General features: G+C 72.6%; 13 protein-coding genes. 2 read left to right on the top strand and 11 right to left on the bottom strand.

The window, feature by feature from the left end:
• Positions 1 to 532 precede the first annotated feature (532 nt).
• The gene (locus V7793_RS22500) at positions 533 to 1192 is read left to right on the top strand and encodes an N-acetylmuramoyl-L-alanine amidase (RefSeq protein ID WP_336009265.1); all 660 of its coding nucleotides are present in this window, start codon (positions 533 to 535) and stop codon (positions 1190 to 1192) included.
• Here the strand turns inward: V7793_RS22500 and V7793_RS22495 are convergent.
• Positions 1185 to 2354: a cysteine desulfurase family protein gene (locus V7793_RS22495; protein WP_336009263.1), complete on the bottom strand. Its 1170-nt coding sequence runs from the start codon at positions 2352 to 2354 to the stop codon at positions 1185 to 1187. The genes V7793_RS22500 and V7793_RS22495 overlap by 8 nt on opposite strands.
• A gap of 83 nt (positions 2355 to 2437) precedes the next feature.
• Positions 2438 to 3412, bottom strand: a complete 975-nt coding sequence (locus V7793_RS22490) for a helix-turn-helix transcriptional regulator (protein WP_336009261.1) — start codon at positions 3410 to 3412, stop codon at positions 2438 to 2440.
• A 107-nt stretch (positions 3413 to 3519) separates the two neighbouring features.
• Here V7793_RS22490 and V7793_RS22485 point away from each other — a divergent pair, with 107 nt between their 5' ends.
• Complete coding sequence (locus V7793_RS22485) at positions 3520 to 4110, top strand: TIGR03086 family metal-binding protein (RefSeq protein WP_336009259.1); 591 nt, start codon at positions 3520 to 3522, stop codon at positions 4108 to 4110.
• Positions 4111 to 4146: 36 nt separating this feature from the next.
• Here V7793_RS22485 and V7793_RS22480 read toward each other — a convergent pair whose 3' ends face one another.
• The 9 genes from V7793_RS22480 to V7793_RS22440 form a co-directional block, all read right to left on the bottom strand.
• On the bottom strand, positions 4147 to 4980 hold the full coding sequence (locus tag V7793_RS22480; protein ID WP_336009257.1) for a thioesterase family protein: 834 nt from the start codon (positions 4978 to 4980) through the stop codon (positions 4147 to 4149).
• A gap of 77 nt (positions 4981 to 5057) precedes the next feature.
• Positions 5058 to 5717, bottom strand: a complete 660-nt coding sequence (locus tag V7793_RS22475) for a trimeric intracellular cation channel family protein (RefSeq protein ID WP_336009255.1) — start codon at positions 5715 to 5717, stop codon at positions 5058 to 5060.
• 38 nt (positions 5718 to 5755) lie between these two features.
• Positions 5756 to 6787 (bottom strand): ABC transporter ATP-binding protein, encoded by a 1032-nt coding sequence (locus tag V7793_RS22470; protein WP_336009253.1) that lies wholly within the window; start codon positions 6785 to 6787, stop codon positions 5756 to 5758.
• A gap of 11 nt (positions 6788 to 6798) precedes the next feature.
• Positions 6799 to 7896 carry an ABC transporter ATP-binding protein gene (locus V7793_RS22465; protein ID WP_336009251.1) on the bottom strand — a complete coding sequence of 366 codons (1098 nt, stop codon included), beginning with the start codon at positions 7894 to 7896 and terminating at the stop codon, positions 6799 to 6801.
• On the bottom strand, positions 7893 to 8891 hold the full coding sequence (locus V7793_RS22460) for an ABC transporter permease subunit (protein WP_168092087.1): 999 nt from the start codon (positions 8889 to 8891) through the stop codon (positions 7893 to 7895). Before V7793_RS22460 ends, V7793_RS22465 begins: the two co-directional genes overlap by 4 nt.
• Positions 8892 to 9019: 128 nt before the next feature.
• On the bottom strand, positions 9020 to 10792 hold the full coding sequence (locus tag V7793_RS22455; protein WP_336009249.1) for an ABC transporter substrate-binding protein: 1773 nt from the start codon (positions 10790 to 10792) through the stop codon (positions 9020 to 9022).
• 132 nt (positions 10793 to 10924) lie between these two features.
• A complete protein-coding gene (locus V7793_RS22450) occupies positions 10925 to 11923 on the bottom strand; it encodes an ABC transporter permease (RefSeq protein ID WP_336009247.1) in 999 nt (332 codons plus the stop codon).
• Between the two features lie 280 nt (positions 11924 to 12203).
• Positions 12204 to 12971 carry an enhanced serine sensitivity protein SseB C-terminal domain-containing protein gene (locus V7793_RS22445; RefSeq protein WP_336009266.1) on the bottom strand — a complete coding sequence of 256 codons (768 nt, stop codon included), beginning with the start codon at positions 12969 to 12971 and terminating at the stop codon, positions 12204 to 12206.
• Between the two features lie 142 nt (positions 12972 to 13113).
• Positions 13114 to 13382: enhanced serine sensitivity protein SseB C-terminal domain-containing protein (locus V7793_RS22440; protein ID WP_336009246.1), on the bottom strand; the 269-nt coding region annotated here is incomplete at its 5' end.

Genomic DNA, 13382 nt, shown 5'->3' with positions numbered 1-13382 from the left:
GCCCGGCACACATCCCCCGCCGCGGCGACGGGGCACCACCACGGTGGTGACCGGCGGTGCCGGGGCGGCGCGAGGCCTTTCGACACCGCCGGGCCGCGCCGCTTCGGTTTCTCGCCGCTGCGGCGGAGGGAGCTTGCCGAGCTGACGCCCTCGCCCGCCGCCGCGGAAAGACCTTGCCGGATCCGGCCCCTTTTCCTCCGCCGCGACGGCGGACCACCACGACGGGCATGACCGGCGGCACCCGGCCGGCATGAGGCCGCTCGGCACCGCCGGGCCGCGCCGTCGCGGTTTCTCGCCGTCGCGGCGGAGGGAACCTGCCGAGCCAGAGCTGCCCGCTTCTCGCCCCGCCGCGGAAAGATCTTGCCGAGTCCGGCTCTTTTCCTCCGCCGCGACGGCGGACCACCACGACGGGCGTGACCGGCGGTGCCCGGCCCGGCCGGCATGAGGCCGCTCGGTGGTGTCCGGAACCGCCGAGGGGTTCGTACGCGTTTTCGGGGCGAGTGGGGACGGTGCGGGGGAGGCGGGGGCGCGGGTGGAAGCGGGCGGAGAGCGGGCGCAAAGCGTCTCGCGGCGGCGGGTGCTCATCGGGGGCGCCGGTGCCGCGGCGGCCGCGGCAGCCACCGCGTACGCCGGCCGGGACGAGGTCAGGCGGTGGTGGTGGCGGGCCTCGGGCAAGGAGCGGCCGCGGACGGACGGCGCCGTCGATCACCCGGGCGCCGAGTGGGTCGCCGCGTCGTCGGCGAACTGGCGCCGTGCCGAGCGGCCGGACGACTACGCCGTCGACCGCATCGTCGTCCACGTCGTCCAGGGCGGCTACGGCGACGCCCTCCGCGTCTTCCGCGACCCCCTGCACGAGGCGGCCGCGCACTACGTCGTGCGCAAGGACGGGCACGTCGCCCAGACCGTCCGCGAGCTGGACGTGGCCTTCCACGCCGGGAACCGCCGGTTCAACGAGCGCAGCATCGGCATCGAGCACGAGGGGTACGTGGACCGGCCCCGCGGCTTCACGGACGCCATGTACGCCTCGTCCGCCCGCCTCGCGGCCGGGATCTGCGCCCGCTACAGGATCCCCGTGGACCGCACGCACATCGTCGCCCACTCCGAAGTCCCGGGGACCGACCACACCGATCCCGGGCCCCACTGGGACTGGGACCGGTACCTGCGGCTCGTACGGGAGGCCCCGGTCAGCTGAGGCCCGCCGAGCGCGCCCGCTCGACCACCGGGCCGATGGCCTGCGCCACGGCCGCGACGTCCGCCTCCGTGGAGGTGTGGCCCAGCGAGAAGCGCAGGGTGCCGCGGGCCAGGTCCGCGTCGGTGCCCGTGGCGAGGACGACGTGGCTCGGCTGGGCCACGCCCGCCGTGCACGCGGAGCCCGTGGAGCACTCGATGCCCTGCGCGTCCAGGAGCAGCAGCAGGGAGTCGCCCTCGCAGCCGGGGAAGGAGAAGTGGGCGTTGGCGGGGAGCCGGCCGGCGGGGTCGGGGTCGCCGCCGAGGACGGCGTCCGGGACGGCCTCGCGGACGGACGCGATCAGGCTGTCGCGCAGCGCGCCGACCTCGCGCGCGAAGTCCGCGCGCCGTGCGGCGGCGAGCTCGCCCGCGACGGCGAAGGCGGCGACGGCGGGCACGTCGAGCGTCCCGGAGCGCACGTGGCGCTCCTGGCCGCCGCCGTGGAGCAGCGGCACGGGCGCGTACCGGCGGCCCAGGAGGAGCGCGCCGATGCCGTACGGACCGCCGATCTTGTGTCCGCTGACGGTCATCGCGGCCAGCCCGGACGCGGCGAAGTCGACGTCGAGCTGGCCGACGGCCTGCACGGCGTCCGCGTGCAGCGGGACGTCGAACTCGGCCGCGGCGGCGGCGAGTTCGTGCACCGGCATGACGGTGCCGATCTCGTTGTTGGCCCACATGACGGTGGCCAGGGCCACGTCGCCGGGGTTGCGGGCGACGGCCTCGCGCAGGGCGTCGGCGTGCACCCGGCCGTAGGAGTCGACGGGCAGGTACTCGACGGTGGCGCCCTCGTGCTCGCCGAGCCAGTGCACGGCGTCGAGGACGGCGTGGTGCTCGACGGGGCTGGCGAGGATGCGCGTGCGGGCGGGGTCGGCGGCCCGGCGGGCCCAGTACAGGCCCTTGACGGCGAGGTTGTCGGCTTCCGTGCCGCCCGCGGTGAACACCATTTCGCTGGGGCGCGCGCCGAGCGCCGCGGCGAGGGACTCGCGGGCCTCCTCGACGGTGCGGCGCGCCCGCCGGCCGGCGGCGTGCAGCGAGGAGGCGTTTCCGGTGAGGGCGAGCTGGGCGGTCATCGCCTGCACCGCCTCCGGGAGCATCGGGGTGGTGGCGGCGTGGTCGAGGTAGGCCATGGTGGGGACGATTCTACGAGGCGCGGCCGGGCGCCGTACCGGGCGTTCCGGCCCTCGGGCCGCGGCCCTTCCGCGGGGCGCCGTCAGGGCGCCGCGGCCCGGTCCCCGTACAGCTCGGCCGTCGCCGCCGCGACCCGCGCGAGCTCCGCCCGGACCTCCTCCGGGGAGAGGACCTCGACGTCGGGGCCGAAGGAGAGCAGGGAGCGGGCGGCGGGGAGTTCGGGCAGGCGGAGTTCGACGACGGCGGGGTCGTCCCCGGAGGGCGGGGAGGCCAGGAAGGGGCCGAGGATGCGCACGAACATGTCGAGCCGCGAGCGCCGTACCGTGGCGGTCACCCGGAGGTCCGCCGGGCGCTCTTCGACCTCGCGCCGCAGCACCTCCCACACGTCGGCGAGCTCCACGCCCGCGCGGCGGCGCACCGCGTCCGCGGTGACGGTCACGGCCGCCATGCGGTCGGCGCGGAAGAGCCTGGGCCGGGCCCGCCGGTCGGCGACGAGGTACCAGACGCCGGCCTTGGCGACGAGGCCGTAGGGGTCGACGGTGTACGTGCGGAGCTGTTCCTGCCCTCCGTGGCGGTAGCGCAGGCGCAGCCGCCGGTCGGTGAGGACGGCGGCCTGCAGCTCGCCGGCGTCGGGACCTTCATGGCCTCCCCCGGGGCCGCTCAGCCAGCGGACGGGGTCGACGAGGATGCGGCGGCTGGTGGCCTCGGCGGCGGGGCGGTGCGGGGCGGGCAGGGCGGCCATGACCTTGCGCAGGGCGGAGCCGAGGGCGCCGTCGAGGCCGAGGTCGGCGTGCGCGCTCCCGGTCGCGAGGACGAACAGGGCGCGGGCCTCGTCGGAGGTCAGGCCCGTGACGTCCGTCCGGTAGCCGGGGAGCAGCGCGATGCCGCCGTGGCGGCCGCGCTCGGCGTAGACGGGCACGCCCGCGGCCGACAGGGATTCGACGTCGCGGTAGACGGTGCGGACGGACACCTCCAGCCGGTCGGCCAGTTCGCGGGCGGGCACGCGGCCGCGGGTCTGGAGCAACAGCAGGATCGACAGCAGGCGGTCGGATTTCACGGGACCAAGGATGCACGCGGAGCCCGTACGAAAACATGACGACGGTTGTCAGGTTATGGCGGGATGCTCTGCGTGTTCCCGAACCGACGGATCTCCTGGAGTCGCACATGACCGGCACGGCCGCCCTCACCGACCCCCGCCCCCTGCTGGACCGCGCCGTCGCCCAGGTGGCGGCCCTCGTCGCCGCCGTGCCCGCGGAGCGGCTGGACGACCCGACCCCGTGTGCGGAGTTCGACGTGCGGGCCCTGCTGGGCCACCTCGTGTCCGGCGTGAACGACGGCGCACAGCTGGGCGAGAAGGGCGAGGTGGAGTGGAGCGAGCCGCCCACGGGCGTCGCGGACGACGGCTGGGGCCGGGCCTACGAGGAGGGGCGGGCGCGGCTGGCGGCGGCCTGGGCGGACGACGCCAAGCTGGCGCGGCCGGTGACCGTGGAGTGGGGGACGTTCCCGGGGGCCGTGTTCCTGACGTCCGGGATGGTGCTGGAGAGCGTCACGCACGCCTGGGACCTGTCGCAGGCGCTGGGACACCCGCTCCCGCTCGACCAGGAGCTGGCCGGGCTCGCGCTGGGCTGGGCGCAGCGGTTCCTGCCCGCGGACCGGCGGGGCGGGGAGGTCCCGTTCGGTCCGGTGCGGCCCGCGCCCGAGGGCGCGGACGCGTACGCGCGGCTCGCGGCGTGGCTGGGGCGGGAGGTGGCGTAGCCGACGGCGCGCGGCACCGAACGGCCCCGGCCGAAGTCAGTGCCGCGGGGCCACCGCCAGCTGCCGGGACTGGGCGACGAGGCGGTCCTCGCTGTCCCAGACCTCCGCGTCCTCCTCCAGGTAGCCGCCCGCCAGGTTGCGTGTGGTGACGGCGATGCGGACGGGGCCGGGGGCGGGCCGGCAGCGGATGTGGGCGGTCAGCTCGACGGTGGGCACCCAGCCGGTCATGCCCAGCTCGAAGGTGGTCGGCGGCAGGGCGTCGACGGCGAGGAGCAGTGCCGCCGGGTCGAGGGGGCGGCCGTCCGCCAGGCCGAACCAGGCGCGCATCTCGCCGCGCCCGCTGGGCTGCCCGACCGCCCAGCCCGCGGTGGCGGGGTCGAGGCGGATGTCGAGGCGTGCGGCGATCTCGGCGAGGGGGTGGGAGGCGTCGTTGTGCTCCTTGCCGAGGCAGTGCTCGTACGGGGGCATGGCGGGCGGCTTGGCCGTGGTGCGGACGTCGTCGCTGAGGGCGCCGAGGTCGCCGTAGGTGGCGAGGACGCGGATGCGCTCGGTCTCGCTGCCGTCGGCGGCGGTCTGCACGAGGGAGGCCTGGCCGGTGGAGAGCGCGCGGCCGGTGCGCACGGTCTCGGTGCGGATGACCGCGGGGCCGGGGCGGGTGACAGACAGGTAGTGCGCGGTGACGGTGAACGGGTCGGGGTGGGGCAGGTGCGCGCCGAGGCCCCGGCCGAGCAGGGCGAGGAGGTAGCCGCCGTTGACGGCGCCGCCGATGCTCCACCCTTCGGGGAGCTGCACGTCGTGGACGCCGGGGGCGCGGAGGGTCAGTGCGCTGTCGCGGTCGAATTCGCTGTCACCGATGGTTGCCTGTGCCATGCCGGTCACGCTACACCGGGAAGTTACTCATCGGTAGGCTCTGGGTGAAGGATCAACAACCCCGGTGACGCCGCCCGTCACACCTCTTCCGAAGCCGCACTCCGGCGGTGCCACGCGCGCGGCGCCCGCCAGTGGTAGTGCATCGCGAACAGCCGCAGCACGAACGCGGTCACCACGGGCAGCGCGTACGTCGCGCCGTCGAGCGCGTCGAAGCGGAGCAGCAGCGCGGCCAGCGCGGCCCCGACCATCGCCGGCACCGCGTACAGGTCGCGGTCCCAGCGCAGCAGCGACGGCACCTCGTGCGCGAGTATGTCGCGCAGCACGCCGCCGCCGACCGCCGTGGCCAGCCCGAGCGTGGCGGCGAAGACCAGGCCCAGCCCGTGCCCGTACGCCTTGACCGTGCCCGTGACGCAGAACAGCCCGAGCCCCGCGGCGTCGAAGACCCCGACCGCCTTGGTGATCCGCTCGACCTCCGGGTGCAGGAAGAACACGATCACCGTGGCGATCAGCGGCGTGAGGAAGTAGCCGAGGTCGGTGAAGGCCGCGGGCGGCACGGCACCGATGATCACGTCCCGGATCAGTCCGCCGCCCAGCGCCGTGACCTCCGCCAGGACCGCCATGCCGAAGACGTCGAAGTTCTTCCGGACGGCGAGCAGGGCACCGGAGATCGCGAAGACGAAGATCCCGGCGATGTCCAGCGAATGCTGGACGGAGGGGCTGAACAGGTCGGTGAGCACCAGACATTCTTACTCAGCCGCAGGCCCGTTCCGGACGCTCAGCCCGCCGGGGCCCCCTCCGGCGCGTTCTCCGGGTGGTGGCAGGCCACCTGGTGCCCCGGCTCCAGCGCCACCAGCGGCGGCTCCTGCGTCGCGCAGACCTCCGTCGCCTTCCAGCACCGGGTGTGGAAGCGGCACCCGGACGGCGGCGAGATCGGCGAGGGCACGTCGCCCTTGAGCAGGATGCGCTCGCGCTTGGTGCGCCGCTTGGGGTCGGGCACGGGCACGGCGGACAGCAGCGCCTTGGTGTACGGGTGCATCGGCTTGGTGTAGAGCGACGTGCGGTCGGTGAGCTCCACGAGCTTGCCGAGGTACATCACGGCGATGCGGTCCGAGACGTGGCGGATGACCGACAGGTCGTGCGCGATGATCACGTACGTCAGGTTGAGCTCGTCCTGGAGGTCGTCGAGCAGGTTGACCACCTGGGCCTGGATCGACACGTCCAGCGCGGAGACCGGCTCGTCCGCGACGACGAGCTTCGGCTTGAGCGCGAGGGCGCGCGCGATGCCGATGCGCTGCCGCTGGCCGCCGGAGAACTCGTGCGGGTAGCGGTTGTAGTGCTCCGGATTGAGCCCCACCAGCTCCAGCAGCCGCTGCACCTCCTTCTTCACCCCGCCCTCGGGGCTGATGCCCTGCAGCTTGAAGGGCGCGCCGACGATGGTGCCGACGGTGTGCCGGGGGTTCAGCGAGGAGTACGGGTCCTGGAAGATCATTTGGATGTCGCGGCGCAGCGGGCGCATCCCCGCCACGCCCAGGTGGCTGATGTCCTTGCCCTGGAACGCGACCCGGCCGCCCGTCGGCTCCAGCAGCCGGGTGATCAGCCGGCCCATGGTGGACTTGCCGCAGCCGGACTCCCCCACCACGCCCAGGGTCTCCCCCGTGCGGACGTCGAAGGTGAGGCCGTCCACGGCCTGCACCGCGCCGACCTGGCGGCGCAGCAGCCCCTTGGTGATCGGGAAGTGCTTGACCAGGCCCTCGACCGTGAGGAGGGCCGCGGGCCCGTCGTTCGCCTGCTGCGCGGGAATGGTCATCTCGTGGTCCTTCACAGCTTCGGCGCGATCTCTTCGGTCCAGATGCGGGTCCGCTCCTCCGCGGGCAGGTGGCAGGCGGACCAGTGCCCGCCGCCCCCCGGGGCGGCGGCGCCGGACACCGGGCGCAGCTCGGGCCGCTCCGTGCGGGTGACCCCGCCGGCGGGCACGTCGGCGTACGGGCAGCGCGGATTGAAGGCGCAGCCGGACGGCACGTTGATCAGGCTGGGCGGGGAGCCCTTGACCGGGATCAGCCGCTCGGTCTGCTCGCGGTCGATGCGGGGCATGGAGCCGAGCAGGCCCCAGGTGTAGGGGTGCTGGGGCTCGTAGAAGACCTTCTCGGCGGGCCCGCGCTCCACGCAGCGGCCGCCGTACATCACGAGGATGTCGTCGGCCAGCTCGGCGACGACGCCGAGGTCGTGGGTGATGACGATGACCGCCGAGCCGAACTCCTTCTGCAGGTCGCGGATGAGGTCGAGGATCTGCGCCTGCACGGTCACGTCCAGGGCGGTGGTCGGCTCGTCCGCAATGAGCAGCTCGGGGTTGTTGACGAGCGCCATGGCGATCATGGCGCGCTGGCGCATGCCGCCGGAGAACTGGTGGGGGTAGTCGTCCACCCTGCGGTCCGGCTGCGGGATGCCGACCCGGTCCAGCAGCTCTACGGCGCGCTTGCGGGCGGCCTTCTTGTCCGCGCCGCCGTTGTGCACCAGGTACGCCTCGGTGATCTGGTGGCCGATCGTGAAGTACGGGTGCATGGCCGACAGCGGGTCCTGGAAGATCATCGCCATCTCGCGGCCGCGCAGCCGCCGCACCTCGTCGGGGTCGGCGGTCATCAGCTCCTTGCCGTCGAGCCAGATCTCGCCGGAGATGCGGGCCTTGCCGCGCCCGTACTGGCCGACGGTGTGCAGGCCCATGATGCCGAGCGAGGTGACCGACTTGCCCGACCCGGACTCCCCGACGATGCCGAGCGTCCTGCCCTTCTCCAGCTGGAAGGAGAGCCCGTCGACGGACTTGACCAGCCCGTCGTCGGTGGGGAAGTGGATGCGCAGGTCGCGCACGTCGAGGAAGGCGGCGGGCGGCTGCCCCGGGTGCGGGGCGGGGTCGGTGGTCACGAGAGCCTCACTCGGGGGTCGATCACGGCGTACAGGAGGTCCACGACCAGGTTGGCGAAGACGACGGCGGAGGCGGTGATCAGCGTGACGCCGAGGATCATCGGCAGGTCCCGCTCGTTGATCGCCGCGACCGCGGCCTGGCCCAGGCCTGGCAGGCTGAAGGCCGTCTCGGTGAGGATGGCGCCGCCGACCAGCGCCCCGAGGTCCATGCCGAGCACGGTGAGGATCGGGGTCATGGTGGAGCGCATCGCGTGCTTGCCGATGACGACGGGTTCGGCGAGGCCCTTGGCGCGGGCCGTGCGGATGTAGTCCTCGCCGAGGACCTCCAGCATGGTGGCCCGGGTCAGCCGGGCGTACATGGCCGCGTAGAGGAAGGCGAGGGTCACCCAGGGCAGGATCAGGCCGCCGAACCAGCCGCCGGGGTCGTCCGCGAACGAGGTGTACTCGCCCCCGACCCAGCCGAGCTTGTACTTGAAGACCGCGAGCGAGAGCAGGGCCGTGAAGTAGATCGGCAGGGAGACGCCGCTCAGGGCCACGGTCATGGCGGTGCGGTCCCAGACGGTGCCGCGCTTGAGGGCGGAGACGACGCCGGTCAGGACGCCGCCGGTGACCCACAGCAGGCAGGCGCCGCCGGCGAGCGAGAGGGTGACGGGCAGCCGGCTGGTCAGCTCGGGCCAGATGGGGCTCTCGTGGCGGAACGAGTAGCCGAAGCAGGGCGCCGGGCAGTGGATGGAGTCGCCCGTGCTGACGTAGTCCCGGCCGGCGAAGAGCCCGGTGACGAAGTTCCAGAACTGTTCGAGGATCGGCTTCCCGAGCCCCAGCTTCTGCCGGATGCCCTCGATGGCCGCCGGGTCCGCCTGTTTGCCGACGTACATCAGCGCGGGGTCGGATCCGGTGAACTTCGGGATCGCGAAGAAGATGCCGAAGGTCACCAGGATGACCACGAGCAGCATCACGATGACGGCGAAGAGCCGCCTGACGATATAAGCGAACACTGCGGTCGGCCCGGCGGCGGCCCGGAGGCGCCCCCCTGGGGAAGAGGGGGGCGTCCCCGGTCGTCGCGCTCGGCCCTCACCTGCCCTTCGTGCCTAGCGGCGGGTGCGCCGGCGGAGCGGACGGACTGTCACTTGACGACGCCCAGCGAGGCGTAGTCGTAGCGGCCGTTGTAGGCGTCGGCCGTGTAGACGTTGGTCAGCCGGGAGCTGCGCCAGATGATGTTCTTCTCGTAGGTGAAGGGCAGGTACCAGGCGCCTTCCATGACCTTCTTGTTGGCCTCCTGGTAGACCTTCCCGGCCTTCTCGACGTCGGTCTCGGCGATGCCGTCGTCCAGCAGCTTGTTGACCGCCGGGTCGTCGAGCTCGGGGTAGTTCTGGTTGCCGCTCTGCTGGATGAAGCGGCCGTCCACGATCGGCTGCAGGAAGCCCTGGCCGCTGGGGAAGTCGGCGCCCCAGCCCATGATGATGATGCCGTAGCCCTTGGCCTTGACGTTCTTGGGCGAACCGATGATGCCGGTGGACTGCGCGCCGTCGTACTTGTCGATCTGCGCGTCGATACCGACGGCCTTCAGGGACGCCTGCAGCGACTCGGCGGAGGCGACCTCCTGCATCTTGTTGTTACGCACCGCGATGGTCGTCTTGAAACCGTCCGGCTTGCCGCAGGCCTTCAGCTCCTCCTTGGCCTTGGCCACGTCGGGCTTGCCCTGCTTCATGTTGTACGGGTCGTAGCCGGGGTCGAAGCCCTTGACGGCCGGCGGCAGCATGCTGATGCCGATGTCCCCGCCCGCCTGGGGGCCGCCGCGCGCGGTCTGCAGCGAGGTGTGGTCGGCACCGTAGATGACGGCCTTGCGGCAGTGCTCGTTGTCGAACGGGGCGACGGTCTTGGGGAACGCCGCGTAGCGGATGAAGCCGGTCTGCGGGTTGTCGACGTTGCCCTTCTTCTCCTTCAGGGCCTTCTGCCGGCCCGCCGAACCCATGCCGGTGGCGTTGATGTCGAGGTCGTAGTCGCCCTTGAGCAGCCGGTTGTCCATGTCGTCGGCGTTGGTGATCAGCGTGACCGAGATCTTGTCCGGCAGGGCCTTGCGGACCGGGTCGGACTCCTTGTTCCACTTGTCGTTGCGGACCAGCTCCAGCCCCTTGTTCGGGCTGTACGAGACGAACTTGTACGGCCCGCTGGAGAACGGCTTCTGGCCGTACCGCTCGGCGGTGTCCTTGTCCGGGCGGACCGGCGCCGCGGCGGGCAGGGCGAGCATCTGCAGGAAGTCACCGTTGGGCTTGGGCAGCTTGAAGACGATCGTCTTCTCGTCCGGCGTCTCGATCGCCTTCAGGCCCAGCTTGTCCTTGCTCTCGTCCTTGTACGGGCCCTTGTACGTCTTGTCCGGGTCCAGGACCTGCATCAGCCAGGTGGGGCCGCCGGAGATCTTGTCGGTGGCCCAGGTGCGCTCGATGCCGTACTTGATGTGCTGGGCGGTGACCGGCTGGCCGTCCTCCCAGGTCAGGCCGGGCCTGAGGGTGAAGGTGTAGGTCTTCTTGTCGGCCGAGACCTTGCCGGTGTCGGTGGCCATGTCCGCCACCATCGTGGAGCTCTCGGCGGCGGGCGCGGGCTTCGAGGTGACCAGAGTCCGCGTGTAGTAGCGGGCGAAATCCCACATGAATCCGTAGTAACCGCGCTGCGGGTCCCAGGAGTCGGCGTCCTGCGTGCCGATGAACTTGAGCTCGCCGCCCTTCTTGTCCGACGCCGTGGCGAGCTTGCCGACGGCGGCGTTGAAGCCCGCGCCCTTGCCGTCCGTGCTGCTGCTCCCGCTCCCGCCGCCGCCACAGGCGGCGGTGCTGACCAGGGCCGCGACCACGAGGGCCGCCCCGGCGGCCGGCCTCCGCCTCGAAGTTCTCTGTGTTCTCAAGGTGTCGCGACCTCCGTGTTCGTCGCCGTCCGGGGAAGCGGGCGGCGGGTTGCGGACAGAGCCTCCTGACGGACCGACAGGGGCGGTGGGACACGTGCGGGCCGGCGGAGCGGAGCCGCCGGAGGCGGGGCGCTAGCGCGAACCCTTGGGATCCAGGGCGTCCCGTACGCCGTCACCGAAGAGGTTGAAGGCGAGGACGGTGACGAAGATGGCGAGACCCGGGATGATCATGAAGATCGGGTCCGCCTCGTAGTGGTCGACAGCTCTGGCGAGCATTTCGCCCCACGATGCCGTGGGGGGCTTGACTCCGGTACCGAGGAAGCTGAGGGCGGCCTCGGTGAGGACGTTGGTGGGGATCATCAGCGTGGTGTAGACGGTGATCGGCGCCACCAGGTTGGGCAGCAGTTCGCGGAAGAGGATGTAGCCGCGGCCCGCGCCGAGGCTGCGCGCCGCCTCGACGTACTCCCGTTCCCGCAGCGAGAGGGTCTGGCCGCGCACGATCCGCCCGATGTAGGGCCAGCCGAAGAAGCCGATCACCGCGATCAGCACGCCCATGCGCACGCCGGAACCGGTCAGCCCCCACAGGGAGTCGGGGACCACCGACACCAGCGCGATGATGAACAGCAGCTGCGGAAAGGCCAGCAGCAGGTCCATCACCCGGCTGATCACCGCGTCGACCCAGCCGCCGAAGAAGCCGGCGACGATGCCGAACACCGTGCCGATGACGACGGCGACGACGGCCGAGAGGAAGGCCACGAGCAGCGAGACCCGGGCCCCGTAGACGATGCGGCTGAAGACGTCGCGCCCGTTCGTCGGTTCGACGCCCAGCAGGAAGTCCGAACTGATGCCGCCCCAGTCCCCCTTGGGGGTGCTGAACAGCGGGTCGATCTGGTCCTCGTGGAATTCGTTGGGCGGATGGCCCAGCAGGCTCACGATCACCGGCGCGAGGATCGCCACCAGGATGAGCAGCAGGACGACGACACCGCCGGCCAGCGCGAACTTGTCCCGCTTGAGCCGTATCCAGGCGATCCGCCAGGGAGAACGGCCCTCGATGGCCTTGGCCGGAACGCCGGCGGCGACGTCGACCGCTGCGGTCTCCGCCGCGCCCGTGTCGTGCAGTGGTGCCGTCATCGTCTGAGGGACCCCTCTCGGCCGGTGCCGACCGGCCCAACGCCCGCCGCGCGTGCGGCTGGTTCACATCACTGGTGCGAAAGGTGCGATGGTGCGGGAAGTTCACGCAGAGCAGGCCGTGCACAGGACGTACGCGGGACCGTACGCAGGACCGGGAGTCCTTGTGGCGGGAGTCTTCAACGCCCCCGCGATCACCCGCCAGACCCGGTCGGCAAAGGATGCGCAACCGTGATGTGTGGAGAGGAGTTCCGTTATACGGACAACTGCGGCCCGTCGGCGGTCAGTAGACGCCGGCCTGAGGGGGCTGCGGAGGGTATCCGTAGCCCGTCGGAGCGGCCTGCGAGCCGCCCGCCGCCGCACCGCCGTAGGCGTCGCGGTCGTAGAACGGGCGGGCGTTGGCCCGCATCCACATGGCGACCGGGTCGTGCTCGTCCGACATCGCCACCGTGGAGACCGGCAGCCCCTCCGGGACCGCGCCGACCGACTGCTGCATCATCAGCCGCACGGACTCCACGGACCCCTGCGAGCTGTCGTACAGGTCCAGGCCGATGGCCAGGTACGCGGTGCCGAGCGCGGGCTGCACCCAGGCGCGGCGCAGCGAGCGCACCGCGGGGGTGCGGTGGGCGTTCTGCCCGAGGAGGGCGTAGAACTGCGGGATGTCCACGCCGGGCTCGCTCACCCGCAGCGGGCCGGCCGGCAGCCGGTCCAGGCCGCCGGCGATGCGGCGCAGGTCGAGCCAGGGGATGCCGACGCCGCCGCCGGGCGCGTGCGGATTGAGCCACAGGCCCCAGCGGCCGGGGTAGAGGGCTTCCGCCACATCCCGGCCGGAGATCACCTCGTGGGCCCGGTTCCAGCCGCTGGCGGCGAGCTCCTGCGCGGAGGTCACGCACGGCGCATAGCCGAGCCCTTCGACCTCCATGTTGCCGTACTGGGCGTCGGGCGAGCCCGCCTGGCCATGCCAGAGCAGCATCCAGACCCGGCCCTCGGCCAGCGAACGCAGCAGCTCCTCGTACGCGTCGTACCGGCCGGGCGCCACCTGGCGCAGCATCTGCTCCACGCCGCTCTCCGCGCCCGCGCTCACCTGGGTCCGCCTCTTCTCTCGGCCTTGACTGCTGCGACCCGGGAGCGCCGTCGCGCGCCCGTTGTCGTCCGACCAGCTTACGAGCCCGCCGGGGCGGACAGGGGAGGAGTCACAGGTCGCGGTCGTAGAACGGACGGATCCGGTCCCGCATCCAGTCGCCGACCGGGTCCCGCGCCACGTCCAGGAAGACCAGCTGGACGGGCCAGGGCACGGGCGCGGAGCCGAGGGCGCGGCCCACGGCGGACAGCGCCGCGGACCGGCTGCCGGGGTCCGGCAGGTCGAGCTCGATGCCGATGAACAGCGCCGGACCGGCCCCCTCGACGCTCGCGAGGGCGCGCCGCGCCGTCCGGACGGCCCCGGTGGCGGCGAACTCCGGCC

It is taken from the genome of Streptomyces sp. KLMMK (genome assembly GCF_036961605.1).
Taxonomy (GTDB): Bacteria; Actinomycetota; Actinomycetes; order Streptomycetales; family Streptomycetaceae; genus Streptomyces; species Streptomyces telluris.
Note: the sequence above shows the minus strand (reverse complement) of the source record. Positions and strands in the feature narration are given on the sequence as shown.

Coding starts and splice junctions, on each gene's coding strand:
- V7793_RS22495 (WP_336009263.1), bottom strand. CDS start 2,354: ATGGCCTACCTCGACCACGCCGCCACCACCCCGATGCTCCCGGAGGCG.
- V7793_RS22485 (WP_336009259.1), top strand. CDS start 3,520: ATGACCGGCACGGCCGCCCTCACCGACCCCCGCCCCCTGCTGGACCGC.
- V7793_RS22480 (WP_336009257.1), bottom strand. CDS start 4,980: ATGGCACAGGCAACCATCGGTGACAGCGAATTCGACCGCGACAGCGCA.
- V7793_RS22470 (WP_336009253.1), bottom strand. CDS start 6,787: ATGACCATTCCCGCGCAGCAGGCGAACGACGGGCCCGCGGCCCTCCTC.
- V7793_RS22450 (WP_336009247.1), bottom strand. CDS start 11,923: ATGACGGCACCACTGCACGACACGGGCGCGGCGGAGACCGCAGCGGTC.
- V7793_RS22445 (WP_336009266.1), bottom strand. CDS start 12,971: ATGCTGCGCCAGGTGGCGCCCGGCCGGTACGACGCGTACGAGGAGCTG.